Annotated in this window: 17 protein-coding genes and 1 pseudogene; 8 read left to right on the forward strand and 10 right to left on the reverse strand. The window is 70.6% G+C overall.

Annotated elements, in window-relative coordinates:
* The first annotated feature begins 152 nt into the window (after nt 1–152).
* Nucleotides 153–416 (forward strand): UBP-type zinc finger domain-containing protein, encoded by a 264-nt coding sequence (locus ACZ3HQ_RS07000; protein WP_467508667.1) that lies wholly within the window; start codon nt 153–155, stop codon nt 414–416.
* Complete coding sequence (locus tag ACZ3HQ_RS07005; protein WP_467508668.1) at nt 416–2158, forward strand: FAD-dependent oxidoreductase; 1743 nt, start codon at nt 416–418, stop codon at nt 2156–2158. Before ACZ3HQ_RS07000 ends, ACZ3HQ_RS07005 begins: the two co-directional genes overlap by 1 nt.
* 158 nt (nt 2159–2316) lie before the next feature.
* On the opposite strand, the pseudogene ACZ3HQ_RS07010 reads toward ACZ3HQ_RS07005, so the two are convergent.
* Nucleotides 2317–3599, reverse strand: a pseudogene (locus ACZ3HQ_RS07010) (APC family permease).
* 45 nt (nt 3600–3644) lie between these two features.
* A complete protein-coding gene (locus ACZ3HQ_RS07015; RefSeq protein ID WP_467508669.1) occupies nt 3645–4202 on the reverse strand; it encodes a helix-turn-helix domain-containing protein in 558 nt (185 codons plus the stop codon).
* Between the two features lie 75 nt (nt 4203–4277).
* On the opposite strand from ACZ3HQ_RS07015, the gene ACZ3HQ_RS07020 reads away from it, so the two are divergent.
* From ACZ3HQ_RS07020 to ACZ3HQ_RS07035, 4 genes are all read left to right on the forward strand, one after another.
* Nucleotides 4278–5942 (forward strand): FAD-dependent oxidoreductase, encoded by a 1665-nt coding sequence (locus tag ACZ3HQ_RS07020; RefSeq protein ID WP_467508670.1) that lies wholly within the window; start codon nt 4278–4280, stop codon nt 5940–5942.
* Between the two features lie 139 nt (nt 5943–6081).
* On the forward strand, nt 6082–6702 hold the full coding sequence (locus ACZ3HQ_RS07025; RefSeq protein ID WP_467509054.1) for an SRPBCC family protein: 621 nt from the start codon (nt 6082–6084) through the stop codon (nt 6700–6702).
* 36 nt (nt 6703–6738) lie between these two features.
* Nucleotides 6739–9063, forward strand: coding sequence for an FdhF/YdeP family oxidoreductase (locus ACZ3HQ_RS07030; RefSeq protein ID WP_467508671.1), 2325 nt, complete (start codon nt 6739–6741; stop codon nt 9061–9063).
* 281 nt (nt 9064–9344) lie between these two features.
* Entirely contained in the window at nt 9345–9557 is a 213-nt protein-coding gene (locus tag ACZ3HQ_RS07035; RefSeq protein WP_467508672.1) for a hypothetical protein, read from the forward strand.
* Between the two features lie 21 nt (nt 9558–9578).
* Here ACZ3HQ_RS07035 and ACZ3HQ_RS07040 read toward each other — a convergent pair whose 3' ends face one another.
* The 5 genes from ACZ3HQ_RS07040 to ACZ3HQ_RS07060 form a co-directional block, all read right to left on the reverse strand.
* Nucleotides 9579–10187 carry a helix-turn-helix domain-containing protein gene (locus tag ACZ3HQ_RS07040; RefSeq protein WP_467508673.1) on the reverse strand — a complete coding sequence of 203 codons (609 nt, stop codon included), beginning with the start codon at nt 10185–10187 and terminating at the stop codon, nt 9579–9581.
* 137 nt (nt 10188–10324) lie between these two features.
* Nucleotides 10325–11263 (reverse strand): M56 family metallopeptidase, encoded by a 939-nt coding sequence (locus ACZ3HQ_RS07045; protein ID WP_467508674.1) that lies wholly within the window; start codon nt 11261–11263, stop codon nt 10325–10327.
* Nucleotides 11264–11300: 37 nt separating this feature from the next.
* Nucleotides 11301–11924, reverse strand: a complete 624-nt coding sequence (locus ACZ3HQ_RS07050) for a TetR/AcrR family transcriptional regulator (RefSeq protein WP_467508675.1) — start codon at nt 11922–11924, stop codon at nt 11301–11303.
* Nucleotides 11925–11986: 62 nt separating this feature from the next.
* A complete protein-coding gene (locus ACZ3HQ_RS07055) occupies nt 11987–14116 on the reverse strand; it encodes an ATP-binding SpoIIE family protein phosphatase (protein ID WP_467508676.1) in 2130 nt (709 codons plus the stop codon).
* Nucleotides 14117–14242: 126 nt separating this feature from the next.
* Nucleotides 14243–15304, reverse strand: coding sequence for a zinc-binding dehydrogenase (locus tag ACZ3HQ_RS07060; RefSeq protein ID WP_467508677.1), 1062 nt, complete (start codon nt 15302–15304; stop codon nt 14243–14245).
* 256 nt (nt 15305–15560) lie between these two features.
* Between ACZ3HQ_RS07060 and ACZ3HQ_RS07065 the strand changes: the two genes are divergently transcribed.
* Both ACZ3HQ_RS07065 and ACZ3HQ_RS07070 read left to right on the forward strand, forming a co-directional pair.
* Nucleotides 15561–18779, forward strand: coding sequence for a bifunctional cytochrome P450/NADPH--P450 reductase (locus ACZ3HQ_RS07065; protein ID WP_467508678.1), 3219 nt, complete (start codon nt 15561–15563; stop codon nt 18777–18779).
* A gap of 154 nt (nt 18780–18933) precedes the next feature.
* On the forward strand, nt 18934–19560 hold the full coding sequence (locus ACZ3HQ_RS07070) for a TetR/AcrR family transcriptional regulator (RefSeq protein ID WP_467508679.1): 627 nt from the start codon (nt 18934–18936) through the stop codon (nt 19558–19560).
* A 37-nt stretch (nt 19561–19597) separates the two neighbouring features.
* Here ACZ3HQ_RS07070 and ACZ3HQ_RS07075 read toward each other — a convergent pair whose 3' ends face one another.
* The 3 genes from ACZ3HQ_RS07075 to ACZ3HQ_RS07085 form a co-directional block, all read right to left on the reverse strand.
* Complete coding sequence (locus tag ACZ3HQ_RS07075) at nt 19598–20464, reverse strand: phytanoyl-CoA dioxygenase family protein (RefSeq protein WP_467508680.1); 867 nt, start codon at nt 20462–20464, stop codon at nt 19598–19600.
* A 44-nt stretch (nt 20465–20508) separates the two neighbouring features.
* Nucleotides 20509–22176: a class I adenylate-forming enzyme family protein gene (locus ACZ3HQ_RS07080; protein WP_467508681.1), complete on the reverse strand. Its 1668-nt coding sequence runs from the start codon at nt 22174–22176 to the stop codon at nt 20509–20511.
* A gap of 325 nt (nt 22177–22501) precedes the next feature.
* Entirely contained in the window at nt 22502–23758 is a 1257-nt protein-coding gene (locus ACZ3HQ_RS07085) for an aspartate aminotransferase family protein (RefSeq protein ID WP_467508682.1), read from the reverse strand.

Consider the following 23758-nt stretch of genomic DNA (forward strand, 5'->3'; position numbering starts at 1 on the left):
GCGAAGGAATCCTCCAGCGCGTCCGGGACGACATCCCCCACGCGGTCGACGGCGGCATCGAACGGGTGCACACCGTGCGGAGGTGCTGAATGGCACGCTCCGTACTGCCGTGACCCCTCGCCGGCCGCCGACCAGGAACAGGAGCGCGTCCCATGAGCACGATTCCCGACCCGCACCTGACGATGGTGCGTCCGGTGACGCCGCGTACCCCACAGGGCTGCGAGGAGTGCCTCAACGAGGGGTCCCCGTGGGTGCATCTGCGGCTCTGCCTCACCTGCGGGCACGTCGGCTGCTGCGACTCCTCGCCCCTCAGGCACGCCAGGCGGCACGCGGGCAGTACCGACCACCCCGTCGTGCGGTCGTTCGAGCCGGGTGAGGACTGGCGCTGGTGCTTTGTCCACGAGGCGCTGGTCTGATGAGCGCGGCCGAGTACGACCACGGTGCGGTCCGCGAGACACCCGACCGGTACGGGGCGTTTCCACGCCTGACTCCGGAGCAGCTCCAGGACCTGGCCGCGCACGGTGAGCGCCGCCCGACCACCGCGGGCGAGGTGCTGTACCGCGAGGGCGAGCCGTTCCGGGAGTTCATGGTCATCCTCGGCGGGACCGTCGAGGTCCTCGAGGATCACGGTGGACCCGAGGAGCGCACGATGGCGGTGCACGGACCCGGCAGGTTCCTGGGTGAACTCGGGCTGCTGGAGGGCGAGGCGGCGTTCGAGACCGCCGTGGTGCGTGAGGCGGGCGAGGTACTGGCCGTACCGGTGGAGCGGCAACGCGCTCTGGTGGCCCGCGACGCCGTCCTCGGCGACCTGATCCTCCGCGCTTACCTGGGTCGCAGGTATCTGCTCATCGGCCTCGGCGTCGGCTTCCGGATTCTGGGCTCGCGCTATTCACCGGACACGCTGCGGCTGCGTGAATTCGCGTCACGCAACCGGCTGCCCCACCGCTGGATGGATCTGGAGAAGGACAAGGAGGCGGAGGCGCTGCTGCGCCGGTTCGCCATCCGTCCCGAGGAGACTCCGGTGGTCATCTGGAAGGGCGAGCAGGTGCTGCGCAACCCGGACAACGCCGAACTCGCCCGGCTCATCGGGCTGCCGGCCCCGGTGAGGGAGACCGACCGGTGCGAGGTGATGGTGGTGGGTGCGGGCCCGGCGGGACTCGCCGCCGCCGTGTACGGTGCCTCCGACGGTCTCACCACGGTCACCGTCGACGCCGTGGCCGCAGGCGGCCAGGCCGGTACCTCGTCCCGCATCGAGAACTACCTCGGCTTCCCGTCGGGCATCTCCGGGGGCGAGCTGATCGAACGTGCGGTGCTCCAGGCAGGCAAGTTCGGAGCCCACCTGATGGTGCCGGCCCAGGTCAGCGGGATCACCTCGCAGGACGACGAGTACGAAGTCACCTTCACGGACGGGTCCCGAACCCGGGCGGGCGCCGTGGTGATCGCCTCGGGTGTGTGGTACCGCAGGCTCGACGTACCCGGCATCGACCGTCTGGAAGGCATCAGCGTCTACTACGCGGCGACCGTCCACGAGGCCAGCCTCTGTCAGGCGGACCCGGTCGCCGTGGTCGGCGGCGGGAACTCCGCCGGGCAGGCGGCGCTGTTCCTCGCCGACCACGCGTCCAGGGTCAACCTCCTCGTCCGGGGCGGTGACCTCAACGCGGACATGTCGCGCTACCTGGTGGACCAGGTGGAACGGCACCCGAAGATCGAGGTGCTGCTCCATACCGAGGTCCGGGGCGTCGGCGGGGAGGAGAAGCTGGAGACGCTGACCGTGGAGGACAACACCACCGGTGAGCGCCGTGAGGTCCGGGCCGTGGCACTGTTCGTGTTCATCGGTGCCCGGCCGCGCACGGACTGGCTCAGGGGCGTGCTGGCCCTGGATGAGAAGGGCTTCGTCCTCACCGGCGCTGACGCCCAGGCGGCGGCCGACGCCGACGGGTGGGACTCGCTCGGCCGTGGGCCGTTGCTGCTGGAGACCACTCTTCCCGGAGTCTTCGCCGCCGGCGATGTCAGGAGCGGCTCGGTCAAACGGGTGGCCTCGGCGGCCGGTGAGGGTGCCATGGCGATCCGCCTCGTGCACGAGCACCGCGAGAAGGCGGGCAACCTGGTCCGCACGGCGGGCCCCGAGGGGCCTCGCCAGCGACAGGCCGGCCCATGACCTTGACCGGGTGGAGAAGGCCACGGCGCGACGGGCTGGAGCCTGCTGGCGGTCCGCCGCGCGATGGGGGAGTGGCCGACCGGTGTGGGGGCGCCCGGCTGCGACTCCCGGCTTCGTCGTCGTGTGGCCCGGTGGAGGGTGACCGGGGTCCACGCGCCTCAGGCGGAGGGCGACCTGCGCAGCGCCCGGCGTACGGCGTATACGACAGCGGCCGCGGCCACGACCGAGGCGCCCGCGATCACTGAGTCGGCGGGCAGGGCGAAGGCGAGCACGAGACACCCCAGCAGCCCGGTGACGGGAATGATCCACGCCGGGCGTCCCTCCTGGGGAGACAGGGTGAGCGCGGACGCGTTGGCGACGGCGTAGTAGACGAGGACGCCGAACGAGGAGAAGCCGATCGCGCCGCGCAGGTCCGTGAACGCGGCCAGGAGGACGACGACCGTCCCCACCACCAGTTCAGCCCGGTGCGGCACCTTGAACCGCGGGTGCACCGCGGACAGCCGACGCGGCAGGTGACCGTCACGGGCCATCGCCAGCACGGTCCGCGACACCCCCAGGATCAGTGCCAACAGCGAGCCGAGTGCCGCCACGGCGGCTCCCAGCCGCACCACCGGCACCAGCCAGTCGGCTCCCGCCTCCCGCACGACGTCCGACAGCGGTGCGGCGCTCGTCCCCAGCCGGACGGGACCGAGCACCAGCAGCGCGCTCACCGCCACCAGGGCGTAGACGACGAGCGTGATCGCCAGGGCGAGCGGGATCGCGCGCGGGATGGTGCGCGCCGGGTCCCGCACCTCATCGCCCAGCGTGGCGATCCGGGCGTACCCCGCGAACGCGAAGAAGAGCAGTCCGGCCGCCTGCAGTACCCCGCTCCATGACGCCTCGGCCCCGGCCCCCGGTCGGGGCGCCCCCACCGCCCCCGACGTCAGCGACGTGATCACGACCGCCGTGAGTACCGCGAGAACGATCGCGACGATCACTCGCGTCAGCCACGCGGCCTTCCGCACCCCCGCGTAGTTCACCGCCGTCAGCGTCACCACCGCCGCGATGGCCACCGTACGCGCCTGCCCCGGCCACACGTACGCGCCGACGGTGAGCGCCATCGCCGCGCACGAGGCGGTCTTGCCGACGACGAAGCACCAGCCGGCCAGATACCCCCAGAACTCACCGAGGCGCTCACGTCCGTAGACGTAAGTGCCGCCCGACACCGGATACCGGGCTGCGAGGCGGGCCGACGACGTGGCGTTGCAGAGGCCACCACCGCCGCGAGCGCCAGACCGGCCAGCAGTGCCGAACCAGCCGCCCGCGACGCGGGAGCCAGTGCCGCGAACACTCCGGCGCCGATCATCGACCCCAGGCCGACAACCACCGCGTCGTGCAGACCCAGGCTCCGGACCAGCTCACCCGGCGCCGCAGTCGGTCGTGATCTCGCCCTCACGGCCATGCCTCTCCGTACGATCGACTCGCACCGTCGTCCCGACCGCCTCGTTCACTGGTGCACGTGTGCGCGCTGCCCGTCCCGGTCGAAGACCATGATCAACTCGGCGGGAGCGTCCAACGCGGTGATCGCGTGCGGGACCATCGTCGCGAACTCCGCGGCCTCTCCCGCGTCGACGTCGATCTGCCGCTCACCCAGCCACAGCCGCACGCGCCCCTCGAGCACGAGGAACCAGTCGTGGCCCGGGTGCACCCGCTGGCAGGGCGGACCGTCGGACGGTTCGAGGCGCATCTTCATCGCGATCATGCGGCCGTCCGGACGGCTCAGCGGCCACGTCGTCCGTGTGCCGCTGCTGTGCGCGACCGGGCGGATGACGACATCGTCGTCGGTGGGCACCTCCAAGAGCACGTCGAGGCTCACTTGGAGGGCGTTGGCCAGCGGCACCAGCACGTCAAGACTCAGCGTGCGCTTGCCCGTCTCGACGCGGCTGATGGTCGACGGACTGAGGTTGGTCCGCTCGGACAGTTCGTCGAGGGAGTACCCCAGGGTGGTGCGCATGCTGCGCAGGCGGGACCGCGCCAGGGCTTCGATGTCGGCGATTCCATTCACGTTCTCATCCTGGCACGCCTTGCCAATTCCGCAAGATTGTTTGCGCAGAACGCCTGGCGCCGTACCGTCGGACGCATGAGAAGCCACGCGCAGAGCCGGCAGTCGGCCCAGTCCGAGCACACCGAGCACACCGAGCACACCGGGCAAGTCAGCCACTCCCAGCCCCCCACCCTGGAGCGGCACTGCGACGTCGCCGTGATCGGCGGCTCGGCCGCAGGTCTCGCCGCTGCCCTGCAGATCTCCCGCCAGCGGCGCGGTGTCGTCGTGATCGACGACGGCACCCCGCGCAACGCCCCGGCCGACCACATGCACGGCTACCTGGGGCATGAGGGGGTCGCGCCCGGCGAGCTGAGGGCGGCCGGGCGCGAGGAGGTACGCGCGTACGGCGGGGAGGTGCTCTCCGGCCGAGTCGTGGGGGTGCACCGTCGCGACGACGGCCGGTTCCGGCTCGACCTCACTGGTGGGCACACGCTGGTGGCCCGCCGGGTCCTCGCCGCGACCGGCCTGTCGGACGAGCTGCCCGCCATCGAGGGCGTCGCCGAGGGGTGGGGGCGCGGTGTGATCCACTGCCCGTTCTGCCATGGCTTCGAGGTGCGCGACCAGCGCCTGGTGCAGATCGTCACCCACCCCCTCGGCCTCCGCCCGACACCGCTGTTCCGGCACCTGACCGACCGGTTGACTGTCGTACTGCACGACCCCGCCGGGCTCGACGGGGGAGTCGTCGCCGCCCTCGCCGCCTCCGGCGTCACCATCGAGCGCGCCGAGGCCCGCCGGGTCCTCACCGGGCCGGACGGCGAGGTGTCCGGCGTCGAGCTCGGCGACGGCCGCGTCCTCGCGGCCGACGCCGTCGTGGTCGGCTCGCGCTTCCGGGCACGCGCCGACGTGCTGGCCGGGGTCGGGCTCACCACCACCCCGCATCCGACCGGCGCCGGCGACTTCCTCGCGGTCGACCCGTGCGGAGAGACCGCCGTACCGGGGATCTACGCGGCCGGCAACGTCACCGACCCGAGCCTTCAGGCGCTGCCGTCGGCCGCTCAGGGCAGCCAGGTCGGCGCCATGATCGCCTTCAGCCTCGCCGACGAGGATCTCCGCGCCGCCGTTCGGCACTCGGGTGAGGAGACCGACTGGGACCACCGCTACGGGGGGCCCGACCGGGCGTGGAGCGGCAACCCCAACGGCACGCTCGTCCAGGAGGCCACTGCCCTGGTCCCGGGCAGGGCGCTCGATGTCGGCACCGGTGAGGGCGCCGACGCCCTCTGGCTGGCCGAGCGCGGCTGGAAGGTGACCGCCACCGACATCTCCGGCAACGCGCTCGCCCGGGTGCGTGCCGAAGCCGGACACCGCGGGCTCGCAGTCGACCTCGTACGTGGCGACGCCAACGGTCCCGCGCCCTTCGGCACCGAGACCTTCGACCTGGTCTCCCTCCAGTACGGCTCGTTCAAGCGCACGCCCGACCAGCGCGGCCTGCGCAGCCTGCTCGCCGCCGTCGCCCCCGGCGGCACGCTCCTGGTCGTGCACCACGACCTCACCCCACTGAGCGGCCCGGTGGACGTGGCGACCCAGACCCGGATGTACGACCCGGCGGCGTTCGTCGGCGTCGACGAGATCGCCGCCGCGCTCATCGCCGACCCCGACACCTGGCAGGTCGAGACCCACGAGACCCGGCCACGGCCCGCCGGCGCGGCCAGCACCCACCACGTCAGCGACATCGTGCTCCGCGCGACCCGACGAGCGGTCTGACTGCCCGGAGCCGTCCACGACGCCTGCGCGGTCCGATGACTCGAAACCCGGGATCGGGGAAGCAGAACAGATGCCCTGCCCCACAAGGGGAGGGCCGGGTCTCCCGACGCCCGGCTCCCTCACCGGAAGAAGGACCATGATGGCGCACGAAGACGACGGCGGGCAGGCCGTGCCCAACACGCCGGGCATGCCCTCCGACGGGGACGGCGTCGCACGCCGCCGCCCCCTGCGCGAGCGGCACGTCGAGGAGACGGTCGAGGTCGCGGTGCCGGTCCGCACGGCCTACAACCAGTGGACGCAGTTCAAGACGTTCCCGCGCTTCTCGACCGTGGTGCGCGACGTCGAGCAGATCAGGCCGACCGTCACCGCGTGGACCATCGGCTACGGCCCCCTGCGTCACCGCTTCGCGGTCGAGATCCTGGAACAGGACCCCGACGCCTACCTGGCCTGGCGTGGCCTGCAACAGCACCCCACCCACCAGGGCGAAGTCGAGTTCAGGCCGACGGAGTCCGGTGGCACCGCGATCACGGTCCGGATGCTCCTCCAGCCGCACGGGGCTGCGAAGGTCCTCGCCCGCTCGTCCAGGGTCGCGGGGCTGACCGGGCGACTGGTGCGCGGGGAACTGGCGAGCTTCAAGCACTTCATCGAGGGACTCGGCCAGGAGGGCGGTGCCTGGCGCGGCACCATCCGCAACGGCCGGGTACAGCACGACTCCCCGGAACCGCCCAGGAGCCGTGTCGCCCAGTGGCCCGTCGGCTGACCCGCGTACCGCACACGGCAAGAGAAAGGCCAAGCGATGCAGAACCCGCCCGGTGAGGAGCCGGAGACCTCCCTCTCCGTGACACCGCCGAAGAAATGGGCGGCCGGGGTTCCCGCCGTCGTGCACGCGCTGGAGTACTCCCTGGAGCAGACCTCCCCGCGCAGGACCGGGGTCGACCTGCTCACCATGAACCAGGTGGGCGGGGTCGACTGCCCCGGCTGCGCGTGGGCGGACCCGGCTCCGGGCCGGCGCCATCGCAACGAGTACTGCGAGAACGGCGCCAAGCACATCAACGACGAAGCCACGACGCGCCGGGTCACCGCCGACTTCTTCCGCGAGCACAGCGTGTCCGACCTGGCCACCCGCTCCGACATGTGGCTCAACGAGCAGGGCCGGCTCACCGAGCCGATGATCAAACGGCCCGGATCGGACCATTACGAGCCCATCGGCTGGAACGACGCCCTGGGCGTCCTGGCGCAGGAACTCGGGGGGCTGGACTCGCCCGACGAGGCGGTCTTCTACACCTCCGGCCGGGCCGGCAACGAGGCCGCCTTCGTCTTCCAGCTCTTCGCCCGCGCCTACGGCACCAACAACCTGCCCGACTGCAGCAACATGTGCCACGAGTCCAGCGGCTTCGCGCTCAACGAGACCCTGGGCGTCGGCAAGGGCACCGTGAGTCTCGACGACCTCCACCACGCGGACCTGATCTTCCTGGTGGGCCAGAACCCGGGCAGCAACCACCCGCGGCAGCTTTCGGCCCTGGAGGAGGCCAAGCGCAACGGCGGCCGCATCGTCGCGGTGAACCCGTTGCCGGAGGCGGGGCTGCGACGCTTCAAGAACCCGCAGAAGCCGCGTGGGGTGGTGGGGCGGGGCACCCAGATCGCCGACCGCTTCCTGCACATCAAGCCGGGCGGGGACCTCGCCCTGTTCCAGGCACTGAACCGGTTGTTGCTGGAGGCGGAGGACGCGCGTCCCGGCACCGTCCTGGACCACGACTTCATCGACGCCCACACCTCCGGTTTCGAGGAGTTCGCCCGGCACGCCCGCACCGTCGACTGGGAGGACGTGCACGCGGCGACGGGGCTGACCCGCGAGGAGATCGAGAAGGTCCGCGACGACGTCCTGCGGAGCGAACGCGTCATCGTGTGCTGGGCGATGGGCATCACCCAGCACAAGCACGGCGTACCCACCATCCGGGAGATCGTCAACTTCCTGATGCTGCGCGGCAATCTGGGGCGCGCCGGCACGGGCGCCTGCCCGGTGCGCGGCCACAGCAACGTCCAGGGCGACCGCACCATGGGCATCTGGGAGCAGATGCCGGACACCTTCCTGGACGCCCTTCAGAAGGAGTTCGGCTTCGATCCGCCGCGTCCGCACGGCTTGGACTCGGTGAACTCGATCAAGGCGATGCTGGAGGGCCGCGTCAAGGTCTTCCTCGCCCTGGCCGGGAACTTCGTGCGCGCGGCGCCCGACAGCGAGGTCACCGAGAAGGCGATGCGTTCGTGCCGGCTGACCGCCCACATCTCCACCAAGCTCAACCGCTCGCACACCGTCTGCGGCGACACCGCCCTGATCCTGCCGACGCTCGGACGCACCGAGCGTGATGTCCAGGCCGACGGCGAGCAGTTCGTCACCGTCGAGAACTCCATGAGCGAGGTGCACACCTCCCAGGGACGACTCGAACCGGCCTCACACATGCTGCTGAGCGAGGTCGCCATCCTGTGCCGGCTCGCCCGGCTGACCCTCGGCGGCGAGGGGGACATCCCCTGGAGCAAGTTCGAGGGCGACTACAACACCATCCGCGACAGCATCTCCCGGATCGTGCCGGGCTTCCACGACTTCAACGCCCGGGTGACGCGCCCGGGAGGCTTCCAGCTACCCAACCCGGTCAACGAGGGCGTGTTCAGGACCGATACCGGCAAGGCGCGGTTCACCTGCAATGAGCGGGTGGTCCCCCGGGCCCCCGAGGGGCACCTGCTGCTGCAGACCCTGCGCTCGCACGACCAGTGGAACACCGTCCCTTACACCAACAACGACCGCTATCGGGGCATTCACGGCAGCCGCCATGTGGTCCTCGTCAATCCGGCCGACCTCTCCGAACTCGGCCTCGCCCAGGGTGATCGCGTGGACCTGGTGGGCGTCTGGGAGGACGGCACCGAGCGCCGGGCCGACGACTTCGAGGTCGTGTCCTACCCGGCGGCCAAGGGTTCGGCCGCCGCCTACTATCCGGAGACGAACGTCCTGGTGCCGCTCGACAGCGTCGCCGACGTGAGCAACCAGCCAACGTCGAAGGGCATCGTCGTCCGCCTCGAACCCACGGGCGCCGGACTCCGGCGGCGCCCGTCCGACCCAAACCGATGACATCCGTTCGGATCATCTGATCGTCTCGGGTGTGCCGGTGCGGCCAGTGCCGGCTGCCGGAGATGGCACCGCTCATCGGCAGAACCCCAGGCGTGCGCCGCTGCCGGCAGCGGAGGGGACAGTGGCCCACTGCTGCACGACACCGGTCAGCTCGCCGAGCATCAGTCCCGCGAGTGTCGCGCACAAGGCGGCGGCCACCCATGGGATCTCCTCAACCGGCAGGCCCGCCGCGGCCAGCACGTCGGTGAGGTCCAGACGGCTTCTTCGAGCCGGCTGACGAGGTGAGCGTCGGTGACGACTATCAGATCGTCGGTGAGGAGCAGGTCATCGACCTTCGCTCCTCCGTGGGTTTCGACTCCTTCCTCAGCACGATCGCAGCGGCCGTCAACGCCGTCGCCGCGGTCGTCGAGGCAGAGCCCGGTCTCCTGTCGATGGGAGATCTGCCCACCCGTGCGGTCGCGGCCAAGGGGGTACGACGAGCAGCCCGGACGTGACGCCCCCGGCAACGCGTGCCGTCATCGTCCTGTGCGCGTGTTGCTGAGCAACGGAGGCGACAGGACCCACAGGACCTCGCTCGCCGTCGTACCCGGATTGTCGAACTGGTGAAGTGTCCGACCGGAGAACGAGGTGGAGACACCGGGGGACAGCATCCGTGTCTCGCCGCCGACGATCAGGCGGGTCGAGCCGCTCAGTCCCAATGCGAAGATCGTGGTGGTGTCGAGCCGATAGGGGCCACCGGTGCCACCGCCTGGTTCGACCACTGAACGGAAGACTTGAAAGGCCGTGCTGTCGGCAGGCGTGAGCAGGTACTCCGAGACGCCTTCACCGCCCATGTCGATCCGGCTTCCGCCGGTGACGATCGGCTCATCCGGATAGGCGAACAGCTCTCCGACCCCGATCCGCAGCACATCGCAGACCCGCAGCAACGTCGGCACGGACACCCTGCTGAGACCGCGCTCCAACTGGCTCAGGAAGCCCTTGGTGACGTCCGCCCGATGTGCGACCTCCGTCAACGACAGCCCACGGCGGAGTCTGATCTCCCTCAGTCGCGCGCCTGTGGACTCGTCGAAAACCGTGGAGCTCCTGGATGCCCCGCCTGCTTCTTCACTGTCGTCCGTGGACACCGTGTGCTCACCGCCCGTCCGGAGGTCGAGGTCGTGTGGCCATCGGGTGACAGGCCGAGTCTGACGAGCCCCTCATGTGCACCGAGGCTAAGGCATGCGTGCGAGGGCCTGTCACATCCCCATCCGTCCGTCGCACTTCAGTCGAGTGCGTCGATCCCCGGTGCGAGGGTGATGAGCAGAGGGAGCGACGGAGTCAGCGCCGCCGCCATGGCGATGAGCGCGCGTGCGCGGTGCCTCAGTCTCGGCGGGGGAGTGAGGAGGCGGTCCACCCGGGCACCCAGCGCGCGGCGGCTGGAGGCGCAGGAGAGGACTCCCCGGTGCTGGTTGAGTTCGATGAGGGCGAGGGCGGTGGTGACGTGCCCGCAGCGCCGCGCGGCGGTGTCGTCGGCGGCCAGTTCCACCAGTTGGTGGGTCCGCTCGCAGAAGTGGGTAAACAGGGGCACCCGGGGAAATCCACTGGCGAAGGCGGCGGACAGATGCAGCAACCAGTCGTGGCGGGCACGCGCGTGGCCGCGCTCGTGGGTGAGGACGGCATCGAGCTGGCGGTCGGTCAGCCGCCGTATCGCACCTGTGGTGACGACGAGCTGGGACGGGCTGCCGGGCAGCCACCAGGCGTCGGGGTATTCGTCCTCGAGGACCAGCAGGGGCCCGCTCGCGGTGGGGAGGCCGCCGGGCAGATCCGGCGCCCTTCGCCTCAGCCGGTCGCGGGTCACCGCGCGGGTTCGGCGGATCGCCCAGAACCGTCCGGCGAGCACGGCGGCCGTCCACACCGCGCCCGCCGCCAGGAGCAGAGTGAGCCCGGTGGCCCATGCGGGGACCGCGGCCAACTCGTAGGCGGCGAGGACGCCGGGCGGCGCCGCATCGAAGAGGGAGTCGCGCACGGTGCGGAAGACCGCGGCCATGCCGAGCAGCAGCCCGGTCAGGCAGCTCAGCAAGGCGGTGGCGACCAGACACTGCCACACCCACAGGCCGAGCACGGGCTCCCGCTCAGGCCAGGTCGCCCGGTCCAGTCGTCGGGCGGCCGGTACACCGGCCGTCCAAGCGACGGTGAGAAGGAGGAGCAGGCAGCCGATCATGTCATGACTCCGATGGATGTCCCTTCGTGTTCGGCGCTCAGACCGCCGGCATCTCCGGGAAGGCGAGGTGACCCTTGGCCAGAGCCACGGTCGCGGCCACGAGCGCCCTGAGGCCCTGCTGCTCTGCGGCCTCGTCCTCCAGACTCAGGGCCTGCAGGGTGAGGCCGTCGAAGCCGGAGAGGAAGAACCGGGCGACCGTCTCGGCGGGCATGGTCAGCTCCTGTCCGGCCCTCGCCGCCGTCTCGCTGATCAGTCGCGCGGTCACCTCCACGACCCGCCGGTAATGGCCTTGCCGGGCCTCGTGCAGTCCAGGCACGCGCAGGGCGAACATGGCCAGTTCGTTGAGCAGTTGATGGTGCGACGACGGCTCGCGCATGGTGCCCCACAACTGGGCGGCCAGGGCGCTGAACGTCTCCTCGAATCCCGCGTTCTCCGGAGCCGCCCGCTGCACCTGCTCGATGAGGTCGTCGGTGATCTGGTCCATGACCGCGCGGTACAGGTCCTCCTTCGTGCCGAAGGTGTAGTGGACCGTGGCCTGCGCGACCCCGAGTTCGGCGGCGATGGCGCGTGTGCTGCCGGCGGCGACACCTTCCCTGGTCATCAGGTCTATAGCCGCTTTGATCAACTGTGGGCGGCGCTCAGCCGCGGTTACGTGAGCCATACGTGCCACTATATTCGACTCAGTCGGTCGACCAAGTCTCGATTTTGACTCGGACGGCTCACTCAGGGGAGGGGCTGTTCGGCCCAGATGACCTTTCCCTCGCGGGAGTGCCTCGTGCCCCAGCGGTCGGCCATCTGGGCGACCAGCAGCAGACCCCGTCCGCCCTCGTCGAAGGTGCGCGCGCGGCGCAGGTGCGGGGCCGTGCTGCTGGCGTCGGAGACCTCACAGGTGAGCGAGGACTGAAGGATCATCCGTAGCTGGATGGGGCTCCTTCCGTACCGGACGGCGTTCGTCACCAGCTCGCTCACGATCAGTTCTGTGGCGAAGGACAGGTCCGCGAGCCCCCATTCCGTCAGGCGATCGGCCGCGAAGCGACGGGCGCGGGACACGGCCGCCGGGTCGGACGGGACGTCGAGCACCGCGATGTGCCGGGCGTCGAGCGCCCGCGTCCTGGCCACCAGCAGGGTGGTGTCGTCGGCGGGCTGGTCCGGCAGCAGTGCGTCCAGCAGCCGGTCGCAGACCGCGTCGAGCGACTCGGGTGCCGCGGCGAGCTGTTCGCGGAGCACCGCGCGTGAGGCCTCCACGCCAGAGGCGCCGCTCCCGGTGAGCCCGTCGGTGTGGAAGGCGAGCAGACTGCCCTCGGGAATGTCGAACTGGGCGGTCTCGAAGGGGAGTCCGCCCACCCCCAGGGGCGGTCCCACGGGTACGTCGAGGAAGTCGACGGACCTGGCCACCGAGCCCGCGTCGTTCCGTGGCGGTGCTGTCGCCAGGGCGGGAAGGACGTGCCCGGCGCTCGCCAGGGAGCACGTCCTGGTGGAGGCGTCGTAGACGGCGTACAGGCAGGTGGCGCTCAGACCGCACTCGTCGCGGCCTTCCTCGCGGCTGAGGCGGATGACCACGTCGTCCAGGTGGGTGAGCAGCTCGTCGGGCATCAGGTCGATGTCGGCGAAGGCCCGGACCGCCATCCGCAGGCGCCCCATGGCGGCGGCGGCCTCCAGGCCCCGGCCGGCCACGTCGCCCACGACCAGGGCCACCCGTGCCCCCGACAGCGGGATGACGTCGTACCAGTCGCCGCCCACCCCCGCGTGGCCCCCGCTCGGCAGGTAGCGGGCGGCAGTCTCGACCACCGCGTTCCGTACGGGCCGCTGTGGCAGCAGGCTGCGCTGGAGGGTGAGGGCGGTGAGGCGTTCGTGGGTGTAGCGGCGGGCGTTGTCGATGGACACCGCGGCCCGCGCCGCGATCTCCTGGGCCAGCGACAGATCGTCGTGGTCGAACGGCGTGGCGGAGCGGCCGCGGAAGAACTGGGCGAGGCCGAGGACGGCCCCGCGAGCCTGAAGGGGAAGCAGCAGGACCGAGTCTCCGGCCTCCGGCTCCCAGGGGGCGGACCCGCGGGTTTCCACGCCGGCGCGGAGCACCGGCTGTCCGCTCCTGAGTGCCCGCTCCTGCGTGGACCCCTCGGGGTAGCGGTGGGTCGGCCGGCCGCCGGGGTGGTCCTGGACCGCACCGGCGCCACCCAGCGCCACGCGGTGCAGGGACCAGTCCTCCCCGGCCTGGTGGGGCGAGGGGGCTTCGCTCACCGCGCTGTCGAGGAGATCGACCACCACGAGGTCGGCGAAGTCCTCCGTGGCGACCTCCACGAGTTCCTCAGCCGTACGCGCGATGTCCAGGGTGGTGCCGACGCGCCGTCCCGCCGCGTCGGTCAGGGCCAGTCGCCGTCGCAGACGGCGCTCGCGTTCCTCCTGGTAGGCGGTGACCACCAGTTCCGAGCCGATGTCGACGTAGGCGAACCCCGAGTCCGTCACCCGCGTCACGATGCCGGCGACGAGTTCCGGGTCGTCGGTGAGGCGGGTGGCCTCGGCCCGCATCTGCCGCAGCAGGATCATGTGGCCGATCCGGTACGCGCGCAGGAGCCCGCTGAGCGGCAGACCACGGCGAGCGCATTCACGAGAGACGGTCGCGGCCAGTTCCGGCGGTGCGACCTCGTCCATGGTCACCTGATCGTCGAGCAGGTCGAGGAAGGTCGTCAGGTGGCCGGTGATCTCCTGGAGCGCCAGTACCGCCAGGTCCTCGTGCTCCCAGAGACCGGGCAGCTCCTCGCGCAGCCGACCAAGAAGCGCGTCGGCCCGCTCGCCCACCTGGGGGCGGAGCCCCTGAACCAGGCCATGCAGCAGCTTGTCGACCTCGGCGCTCATATGGTGAACCTATCGAAAGATCACGCTGTCTGTCCTTGCGGGGCGGGGGAAGCGGGCACCGGCGCCGATGGCTGTGCGTGAGGCCCCTGCGGGACCCGGAAGGGCCTCACGCACGCGAGGTGCCCCTCAGGGAGTGAGCACCAGGCGGATCGGGTCCCCGACCTTGTTCTCCAGGCGGGCGACCGCCTCCGCGGCCTCGGCCAGCGGCACGTGGGCGGTGATGGACGGAGCCAGATCGATCCGGCCGGCCGAGGCGAGACCGACGAGCTGCTCCACGTGCTCGGGCTCGGAGCCGTAGTGTCCCCGGACCTGGTTGACGTTGAAGCAGAAGCCGATGCTGTCGGCGATCGTGACCGGCTCCGGGGTGAGCCCCGCGAGCACGAGTGCGCCGAACGGACCCAGCACCGACGCGGCCTGGGCGCGTGCCGCGCCCACCCCGGCGAAGTCGAACGCGACATCCAGGCCGCGTCCGGCCGTCGCCTCCCGTACCGCGTCCGCGAAGTCCGCCGCGAGCGGGTCGAGTGCCAGGTCCGCACCGAAGGTGAGGGCGCGCTCGCGGGCGGAGCGCAGCGGGTCGACCGCGATGACCGGGGCCGCGCCGACCATGCGGGCCAGTCGCACGGCGTGCGCGCCCAGACCGCCCGCGCCCCAGATGCCGACCGCCTGTGCGGGACGGACGGCGCCGGTGCCCACGATCGCGGCGTACGGGGTGGAGACCGCGTCGGGGATGATCGCGGCCTGGTCGAAGGGCAGGTCGTCCGGGATCGGGAGCAGGGTGGCCTCGCGGGCGACCGTGTACTGGGCCCAGCCGCCGTCGTAGTCCAGACCGCGGGTCAGCGGCCGCTGGCACATCATCCGGCGCAGACAGCCGGGGCAGTCGCCGCAAGCCTCGCCGGCCTGCAGCACCACGCGCTGCCCGGGGGTCCAGTCGCCCTTCGTGTCCGGGCCGAGCGTGTGCACGACCCCGGAGACCTCGTGGCCGAGCGTCACGGCGCCCGCCTCGGTGACGGCGTCGACCGGGAAGAAGGGGCTCAGGCTGCCGTCGATCAGGTGGACGTCGGACAGGCAGACCCCGGCGGCGCGGACCTCGATCAGGACCTCGCCCGGACCGGGGACCGGGATCGGGACCTCCTCGACGGCGAAGGTTCGGGTGTCCAGACGGAGTCGTCCGGCGAGCATGCTGCTCATGGTGGGCCCTCGATTCGTACTCGGGAGACAGGCGCGGATCGCGACATCGAGACGACTTGGTCAATCGCTCAAGTCATTCAACCGTGTCGTGCGACCAGGTCCGCTGTCAAGAGGTCCCGGCCCTACGTTCCACCTGCTTCTTTAGTTCCCGCAATCGACTGTGTCGAGCAATACGGTCACTCGACATGAGCAGGTGACAATGTCGTCTGTATGGTGGTGGGCAAGCTACCGCTGATGAGCAACGAAAGGTACGTTCATGACCCAGATGACCGTCGGCGGGACCCAGGCGATTCCTGAGCGTCCCTCGCTCCCCCTGATCGGCCACGCCCTGACCCTTCCCGGAGGGGCCGACTTCCTGACCCACGTCCTGAAGGAGGTGAAGGAGCTGGGGCCGGTGTACCGGCAGCGCGTCTTCGGCAGCGAGACCGTCATCGTGGGCGGGCTGGACCTGGTCGCGGAACTGGCCGACGAGAGCCGCTTCCGCAAGCACGTGCACGAAGAGCTGGTGGAGGTCCGGCAGATCGCCAGGGACGGGCTGTTCACCGCCTTCAACCACGAGCCGAACTGGCGCAAGGCGCACGACATCCTGATGCCCGCGTTCTCACTGGGCGCGATGCGCAGCTACCACGGCACGATGCTCAAGGTCGCCCGATCCCTCATCGGCAAGTGGGACCGGCTCGCCGACGTGCAGTCGGTCGACGTGCCCGACGACATGACCCGGCTGACCTTCGACACCATCGGCCTGTGCGGCTTCGGCTTCGACTTCGAGTCGTTCCGCCGCACCGACCTGCACCCCTTCGTCGAGGCGATGGGCCGCGCCCTGCACTTCACCCAGGAGAAGACGGAGTCCATACCGGGTACGGAGATCTTCCGGCGCAAGCAGGCCGACCAGTTCCGCAAGGACGCCGAGCTGATGACGAACCTGGTCGACGACGTCATACGGCGACGCAGGGAATCCGGCGACACCAGCACCGACGACCTCCTCGGCATGATGCTGCACACCAAGGACGCGGTGACCGGCGAGCCCCTGGACGACGTCAACATCCGCCACCAGGTGATCACCTTCCTCATCGCCGGCCACGAGACCACCAGCGGCGCCCTCTCCTTCGCGCTCTACTACCTCACCAAGCACCCCGAGGTCCTCAAGCGGGCCCAGGCCGAGGTGGACGCCCTGTGGGGCGACACGGAGAACCCCGAGCCCGACTACGGGGACATCGGCAAGCTCGCCTACATCCGCCAGGTGCTCAACGAGAGCCTGCGGCTGTGGCCGACCGCGCCGGGCTTCGCCCTGGAGCCCATCGAGGACACGGTCATCGGAGGCAAGTACGCCGTACGCAAGGGCGAGGCCCTGATGGTGATCACCCCCGCGCTGCACCGCGACCCGGCCTGGGGCGAGAACGTCGAGCTGTTCGACCCCGACCGCTTCTCGCCCGAGCGCGAGGAAGCACGCTCGGTCCACCTCTTCAAGCCCTTCGGCAACGGTGAACGCGCTTGCATCGGGCGGCAGTTCGCCCTGCACGAGGCCACGCTGCTCCTCGGCCTGCTGGTGCACCGCTACCGGCTGCTCGACCACACCGACTACCAGCTCAAGATCAAGGCGTCGCTCACCATCAAGCCCGACGGGTTCAGCCTCAAGCTGGCCCGCCGCACGAGCGACGAGCGGATCAGGCCCGCGAGCGCGGCCGCCGTCCTGGGCACCCAGGGCGCGACGACCACGGGCCGGCGCGCCACCGGCACCGCCCTCACCCTGCTGCACGGCTCCAACCTCGGCACCTGCGCCGGCATCGCCGCCGACCTCGGCGCCGAGGGCGCGGACCACGGGTTCGCACCGGCCGTGGCCTCCCTGAACGACCACACCGGCCGGCTGCGTGATGCCGAGGGTCCCGTGGTGATCGTGGCCGCCTCGTACAACGGAAGGCCCACCGACGACGCGGCCGAGTTCGTCACCTGGCTGGAGGGTCTGCAGCCAGGCGAGCTGGACGGCCTGGAGTACGCCGTCCTCGGTGTCGGCGACCGCAACTGGGCCGCCACGTACCAGCGGGTGCCCACCCTCATCGACGAGCGCCTTGCGGCGGCCGGCGCCACGCGCATCCTGGACCGTGCGGCCGCCGACGCCTCCGGCGACTTCGGGGGCACCGTGGACCGCTGGACGGCCGACCTGTGGACCACGCTGCTCGACCGGTACGGCACGGCGGTCGAGGGAGCTTCCGCCCCGGCCGCGGAGACGGAGGACGAGGGCGACGGTCTGTACGAACTGGAGGACGCCACCGAGTCGGTCATCGGCGGACTCGCCGCCCGCCACGGGGTCCGGCCGATGGAGGTCCTGGAGGCGTACGAGCTGGTCGACACCGACCACGAACTCGGCCGCTCCAAGCGCTTCCTGAGGCTACGGCTGCCCGAGGGCGTCACCTACCGCACCGCCGACCACCTCGCCCTGCTGCCGAGCAACCCCGAGGGGCTGGTGCGGCGGGTGGCGGAGCGCTTCGCCCTCGATCTCGACCGCACGGTCCGGCTGTGTACCCGCCGCCGGAGCCGGAACGCCCTGCCGGTCGACCGGCCGCTGACGCTGCGCCGCCTGCTGACCGACTTCGTCGAGCTCCAGGACGCCGCCAGCCGGGAGCAGATCGCCGTGCTCGCCGAGCACACCTCCTGCCCGCCGGAGAAGCAACCGCTGGCCCGGCTCGCCGAATCCGACGACGAGACGTTCCGTGAGCAGGTGACCGTGCCCGGGACCAGTGTCCTGGACCTGCTGGAGCGGTACCGCGCCTGCGAGTTGTCCTTCGAGGGCTTCCTCGAACTGCTGCCGGTCCTGCGCCCCCGCCACTACTCCATCTCCTCGTCGGCGGCGGCCAGCCCGGGCGAGGCGGACCTCATGGTCTCGCTGCTCGCGGCCCCCCATCGGGGCGGCGAGGGCACCTTCCGCGGCATCGCCTCGCACTACGTGCAGACGATCGAGGCCGGTGACACCGTGCAGGCGCGGGTGCTGCCGTGCAGCGAGTCCTTCCGGCTCCCGGAGGACCCCTCCGTACCCGTGATCCTCGTCAGCGCGGGTACCGGCCTCGCGCCCTTCCGCGGAGCCGTCCTGGACCGGTACCACGCCGGCTCGACCGGCACCCTGCTGTGCTACTTCGGCTGCGACCACCCCGACGTGGACTACCTGCACCAGGACGAGTTCGAGGCGGCCGAGGCGGCGGGCGCCGTGAGCATGCGTCCCACCTTCATGCACGCGCCCGTCGACGGAGCCCGCTTCGTCCAGGACCGGATCGCCCGCGAGAGCGACGAGGTCTGGGCCGCCCTGGAAGCGGGTGGCCGCGTCTACATCTGCGGCGACGGCCGCCGCATGGCCCCCGCCGTGCGGGAGGCGTTCATGGCCGTCCACCGCGAGCACACCGGCTCCGGCGACGAGGAGGCCGCCGCCTGGCTGGCCGGCATGGTCGAGTCCGGCCGCTATGTCGAGGACGTCTGGGCGGGCTGACAGCGGGTTCACCGATGGCAGGGGGGGCGCACCCGTGGGGTGCGCCCCCCCTGACCTGGTCGTTTCACCGAAGCCGGCGAAGGGGCAGTGCTACCGTTGAAGTAGTTCAATTGACTGAGTCAACATCTCTCGGTCACTGTCTTCCGGAGGGCTGATGGCGTACGTGTCGGCGGAAACGCGGCGAGAGCAGTTGATCGAGGCTGCGGTACGGGTGATCGCCCGCGAGGGCGCCGACGGGGCCACCACCCGGAAGATCGCGGACGAGGCCAAGGCGCCTCTCGCCTCCCTCCACTACTGCTTCCAGAACAAGGAGAACCTCCTGCTCGCCGTCTTCACACAGCTCTCCGCGGAGATGCCCGTGGGCGTCGCGCTGCCGGAGGACGGGAGCGCGACGCTGTCGTACGTCCTGGAGCAGAGCCTGACGAACGCCATGCGGTGGAGTGTGGACAACCCCGTTCGCACGCGGGCCATGATCGAGGTCACGCTCTGGGCCGAGCGCAACGACCCCGAGCTGTCCGTCAGCTTCTACGACACCTTCCTCGGGTCCTCGGAGGCCGTGCTGCGCCAGGCCGATGTCGCGCTCTCGGACGAGGAGTTGCACTCGGTGGTGCGGGTCGCGATGTCCCTGGTCGACGGGCTCTCCCTGCAGATGCTCACCAGCGGGGACAGGGAACGCACGCTGCGCGACACCGCGACCGCCTGCGCGATCCTCAAGTCCTACCTGAGGGAGCGCGAACGGAACCCCTCGGCGGGAGGCTCGCCTACGGCGCCCTGCTCATGAGGCACGGGCAGGGCGCGTGCGCCCATCGGGTCGCCGCTCAGAGATCGAGGTGGTCGCCCAGGTCGGCGTAGTCGACCTGCCACAGGCCGGGAGAGCCCGTCGGGTACTGGGAGCGGAACCCGAGCATGCGCTGGACACGCGGCGAGAGCGTCCTGGCGACCTCCATGTCGACCAGGAAGGGGTACGCCTCCTCACCCGTGAGGAAGCCCGGATTGAGAGCGAAGGCCACCGCCCGCCGGTACTCGTCGTCGGTCTGGTTAGCGCCCCCACCGTGTGCGGTCTTGCCGCTGAACAGAAGGGCATCCCCGGCGTTCATGATCGCGGGGACGGTCTGCCCGGGAGTCCCGCGGTCCTCGAAGTCGCTCCAGTGGTTGCTCCCCGGGATGACGCGCGTGGCGCCGTTCTCCTCCGTGAAGTCGGTCAGGGCGATGAGGAAGTTGAGGGTGACCTCCGGCCCGTCGGGCCCCATCCCGATGAACGGGAACCAGTTCTCCAGGTCCCGGTGCAGCATCTGGGCCTGGCTGTGGGGGCCGATCTCGATAACCTGCGCGGTGGTCATCCAGTACGTCCCCGACTCCGGGAGGAAGACCTGGTCGCAGATCTCGTGGACCAGGGAGTGTTCGAGGATCTCGTCGCGGAACGTGGCGCTGTGGGTGACCAGGTTCGTGAGCCGCTTGGTGTTGCTGCCGTGGAACGCGGCCACCATCTCGTTCTCGTGGGTCGAACCGGGACGGAGCGCCCGCAACGGCGGCTCTATCTCGGTGTTGAAGCGGTTCATCTGCTCCGTGGTCAGGAACCCCTTGACGATGACGCCTCCGTCACGGGTCAGGAGGCCGAGAATCTCCTCCGTCGGCGTGTCGGCCGACACCGACGACAAGGTCCGGGTCTGCTTCTCCACTGTCATGACATCTCCCTCTGGACGTGAACTCCGTTTGTCACATGGCTTCTTCAAAGATCGCCGCCCTCCACAGGGCGACGGTCCGGTGCCCCGTCCAGGCCGCGGAGTTCGGCGCGGCGGATCTTGCCGGTCTGGGTCTTGGGCAGGTCGGCGATGAAGTGGACCCGGCGAGGGCATTTGTAGGCGGCCAGCCGGTCGCGGGTGAACGTGATCAGCTCCTCCTCGGTGGCGCGCAGGCCCGACTTGAGGGAGACGTAGGCGACCACCGTCTCCCCGCGGTACGCGTCCGGGCGGCCGATCACGGCGGCCTCCAGTACCGAGGGGTGTTCGTACAGGGCGTCCTCGACCTCGCGGGGCCAGACCTTGTAACCGGACACGTTGATCTGGTCCTTGAGCCGGTCCACCAGGTAGACCCAGCCCTGCTCGTCGATGACCGCGACGTCACCGGTGCGCAGCCGGCCTTCCGGCATGGTCAGCTCGGTGACCTCGGGCTTGCCCCAGTAACCGGGCACCACCTGCGGCCCGCTCAGTTCCAGTTCGCCCTGCTCCCCGTGCGGCACCGGCCGGCCCTCGGGGTCCACCACCCGAGCCGTGAGACCCGGCAGCGGCTTGCCGATGGACAGCGTCCCGCTCGGCAGGTGCACCGGCGCCCTGAGTCCGGCGGGCACGGCGATGACGGCGGAGGTCGTCTCGGTCATCCCGTAGCCGTTGTGGATGTAGGCCCCGAACCGTTTCTCGAACCGCTCGACGGTCGCCGGGGGGATCGGCGCGCCTCCCGAGTACAGGTTCTTCACCGACGCGAAGTGTTCCGGTCCGGCGTGCGGCAGTTCGTAGATCGCGTTGTACGCCGTGATGGAGCCGATCGTGTAGGTCACGCCGTGTTCGGCGAACGCCTCCAGGGCGACCTCGGGGTGGAACCGGCCCGCCAGGACGAGGGTGGTGTCGGTGAGCAGGGAGATCGCCGCGTTGACCACCGCGCCGGTGATGTGGAAGAGCGGGGCCATGGCGAACACGACGTCGCCGTCGCTCACCCCGGTCCAGGGGGCACAGGTCGCCACCACGGCAAGGACGTTGCCGTGGGTGTTCATGGCACCCTTCGGCGGCCCGGTCGTACCGGAGGTGTACGTCAGGAACGCGACATCCTCGCGCGTCAGTTCCACCGGCGAGGGACCGCGTCCCTCGAACTCGTCGATCAGGGCCACCAGGTCGCCGTCCGGGGCGGGGGAGGGGCGCTGCGTCGTCGCGAAGACCCGTACGTCGTCGCGGGACTGGTAGTCCAGGGCCGACGTGCTGACCAGCCACCGCACCGAGCTGCCCGCCAGGGTGGCGAGGGTCTCGTGGACGTCCGCGTCCGCACAGACGACGCCGACCGCCCCGGCGTCGTCGATGATGCGGCGCAACTCCTGCCGCCGGTACATGGGGTTGAGCCCCAGCGCGGTGGCGCCCACCTTCCACAGGGCCAGCAGCACCAGTACGTAACCCGGCACGTTCTGGAGGTACACGCCGACGCGGTCGCCCCGCTTGGTGCCGCGTGCCTCGAACGCGGCGGCCAGGGCGTCCGTCGCCGCGTCCAACTCCCGTGCGGACAAGGCCCCGTCGAAGTAGCGCAGCGCCACGCCCTCCGGGTTCCTCGCCACCCGGTCCTGCCAGGCGGCCACCAGTGAAGCACCGGACCCGTCGAGAAACGTGGCCCCCCACCTGCCCTCATCCACTGTCATCTGTCGTCCTTCCTGCCGACGCCCATGCCGGGTGCCGGGCCGTCACATGAGTTCGCGCTTGAGGATCTTCCCCGTGGACGTCATCGGCAAGGTCGGCACGATCTCCACGATGCGCGGGGCACGGTCGCGCCGAAGGAAGTGAACAGCGGCAGCACGACCAGATGGGTGTCCGAGGCAGGCCGGTGCGCGCGCGCGGAGTCCTCGAGCAGGGCCGAGAGGTTCAGCATGGCGTCTTTCGGGAGGGTGGGCCGGGCCAGGCCGTGGGGAATGCGGCACACGGCATGGCCCGGAGTGGGTGGGGATCACAGGTGGCTCGATACGGACGTCACGACTGCCGCAGGGTGCGGTCCAGGGCCTCGGCCGTCGCCTCGATGTCGGAGGAGGTGTGCGCCGTGCTGATGAAGACCTTGCCGGACGGCATGAAGAGGAAGCGCTGACGCAGCATCCCTTCGAGGATCGTGGTCCAGAGTCCGCCGGTTCCATGGAGCCCGGTGGTGCCGCCGGCTGGGATGTACTGCAGGAGCGAACCGACCCTGTTGAAGCGGCCGAAGTCGGGAGATGAGCGCAGGACGCCGCCGACGTGGGCTTCGAACTCGGACGAGTTCTGTTCGAGCAGCTCGTAGACCGAGGGGTCGGCCAGGACGCGCATCGTCGCCTCGACGGCGGCCAGTGCGATCGGGTTGGCGTTGAAGGTTCCGGCATGAACGACGCCGGCCGCCACCTGATCGACCAGCTCCGCCCGGCCCACGACGGCGCTCTGGGTGAACCCGCCTGCCATCGCCTTCCCGAAGACGGACAGGTCGGGCAGCACGCCGTACTTCTCGGCCGCTCCTCCCCGTGCGATCCGGAACCCGGCGATCACCTCGTCGAAGATGAGGACCACGCCGTGCCGGTCGCAGAGAGTGCGCAGCGTCGAGAGGAACCGCGGTGCGGGTTCTTCGACTCCGGCGTTGCTCATCACCGGGTCGACGAGCACGGCCGCGATGTCGCGCTCGACGGATTCGCTCAGCAGGCGCTCGGCCAGCCGCACGTCGTTGAAGCGCGCCACGACCAGGTCGTCCAGCACGCTGGTCGACTGCCCTGGTCCGCCGGGCGTGGCAAGACGATCACAGTCGTCCTCGGACATCCCGGCATACACGGTGTCATGCCAGCCGTGGTAGCTCTTCGCGAACTTGAGCACGCGCCGTCGCCCCGTGGCGGCGCGCGCCAGCCGTAGGGCGACCTGCACCGCTTCGGTCCCCGTGTTGCTCCACAGGAGGCGCTCGCCGTGCGGCACGGCATCGAGTACCGCTTCCGCCGCGAGGTATTCGAGCGGGTGCCCGGTGCCGACGACCTGCATCTTCTTCGCCACCTCGGACACGGCGGACACCACGCGCCGGTCACCGTGACCGAGGACGAGTGGGCCCCAGGCCATCACGTAGTCGGTGTACCGGTCGCCGTCCAGGTCCCATACGTACGCGCCCTGCGCCTCCCGCACGAAGAGCGGATGGGGAGGCATGGTGGCGCGCAGGCCCGACCCCACACCGCCGCCCATGCTGCGGCGGGCCCGCTCGAAGGCCAAGCGTGATGATTCCAGGGCCAT

The organism is Streptomyces sp. NPDC018263 (genome assembly GCF_055562575.1).

Coding starts and splice junctions, on each gene's coding strand:
- ACZ3HQ_RS07000 (WP_467508667.1), top strand. CDS start 153: ATGAGCACGATTCCCGACCCGCACCTGACGATGGTGCGTCCGGTGACG.
- ACZ3HQ_RS07005 (WP_467508668.1), top strand. CDS start 416: ATGAGCGCGGCCGAGTACGACCACGGTGCGGTCCGCGAGACACCCGAC.
- ACZ3HQ_RS07020 (WP_467508670.1), top strand. CDS start 4,278: ATGAGAAGCCACGCGCAGAGCCGGCAGTCGGCCCAGTCCGAGCACACC.
- ACZ3HQ_RS07025 (WP_467509054.1), top strand. CDS start 6,082: ATGGCGCACGAAGACGACGGCGGGCAGGCCGTGCCCAACACGCCGGGC.
- ACZ3HQ_RS07030 (WP_467508671.1), top strand. CDS start 6,739: ATGCAGAACCCGCCCGGTGAGGAGCCGGAGACCTCCCTCTCCGTGACA.
- ACZ3HQ_RS07045 (WP_467508674.1), bottom strand. CDS start 11,263: ATGATCGGCTGCCTGCTCCTCCTTCTCACCGTCGCTTGGACGGCCGGT.
- ACZ3HQ_RS07050 (WP_467508675.1), bottom strand. CDS start 11,924: ATGGCTCACGTAACCGCGGCTGAGCGCCGCCCACAGTTGATCAAAGCG.
- ACZ3HQ_RS07055 (WP_467508676.1), bottom strand. CDS start 14,116: ATGAGCGCCGAGGTCGACAAGCTGCTGCATGGCCTGGTTCAGGGGCTC.
- ACZ3HQ_RS07060 (WP_467508677.1), bottom strand. CDS start 15,304: ATGAGCAGCATGCTCGCCGGACGACTCCGTCTGGACACCCGAACCTTC.
- ACZ3HQ_RS07065 (WP_467508678.1), top strand. CDS start 15,561: ATGACCCAGATGACCGTCGGCGGGACCCAGGCGATTCCTGAGCGTCCC.
- ACZ3HQ_RS07070 (WP_467508679.1), top strand. CDS start 18,934: ATGGCGTACGTGTCGGCGGAAACGCGGCGAGAGCAGTTGATCGAGGCT.
- ACZ3HQ_RS07075 (WP_467508680.1), bottom strand. CDS start 20,464: ATGACAGTGGAGAAGCAGACCCGGACCTTGTCGTCGGTGTCGGCCGAC.
- ACZ3HQ_RS07080 (WP_467508681.1), bottom strand. CDS start 22,176: ATGACAGTGGATGAGGGCAGGTGGGGGGCCACGTTTCTCGACGGGTCC.
- ACZ3HQ_RS07085 (WP_467508682.1), bottom strand. CDS start 23,758: ATGGCCCTGGAATCATCACGCTTGGCCTTCGAGCGGGCCCGCCGCAGC.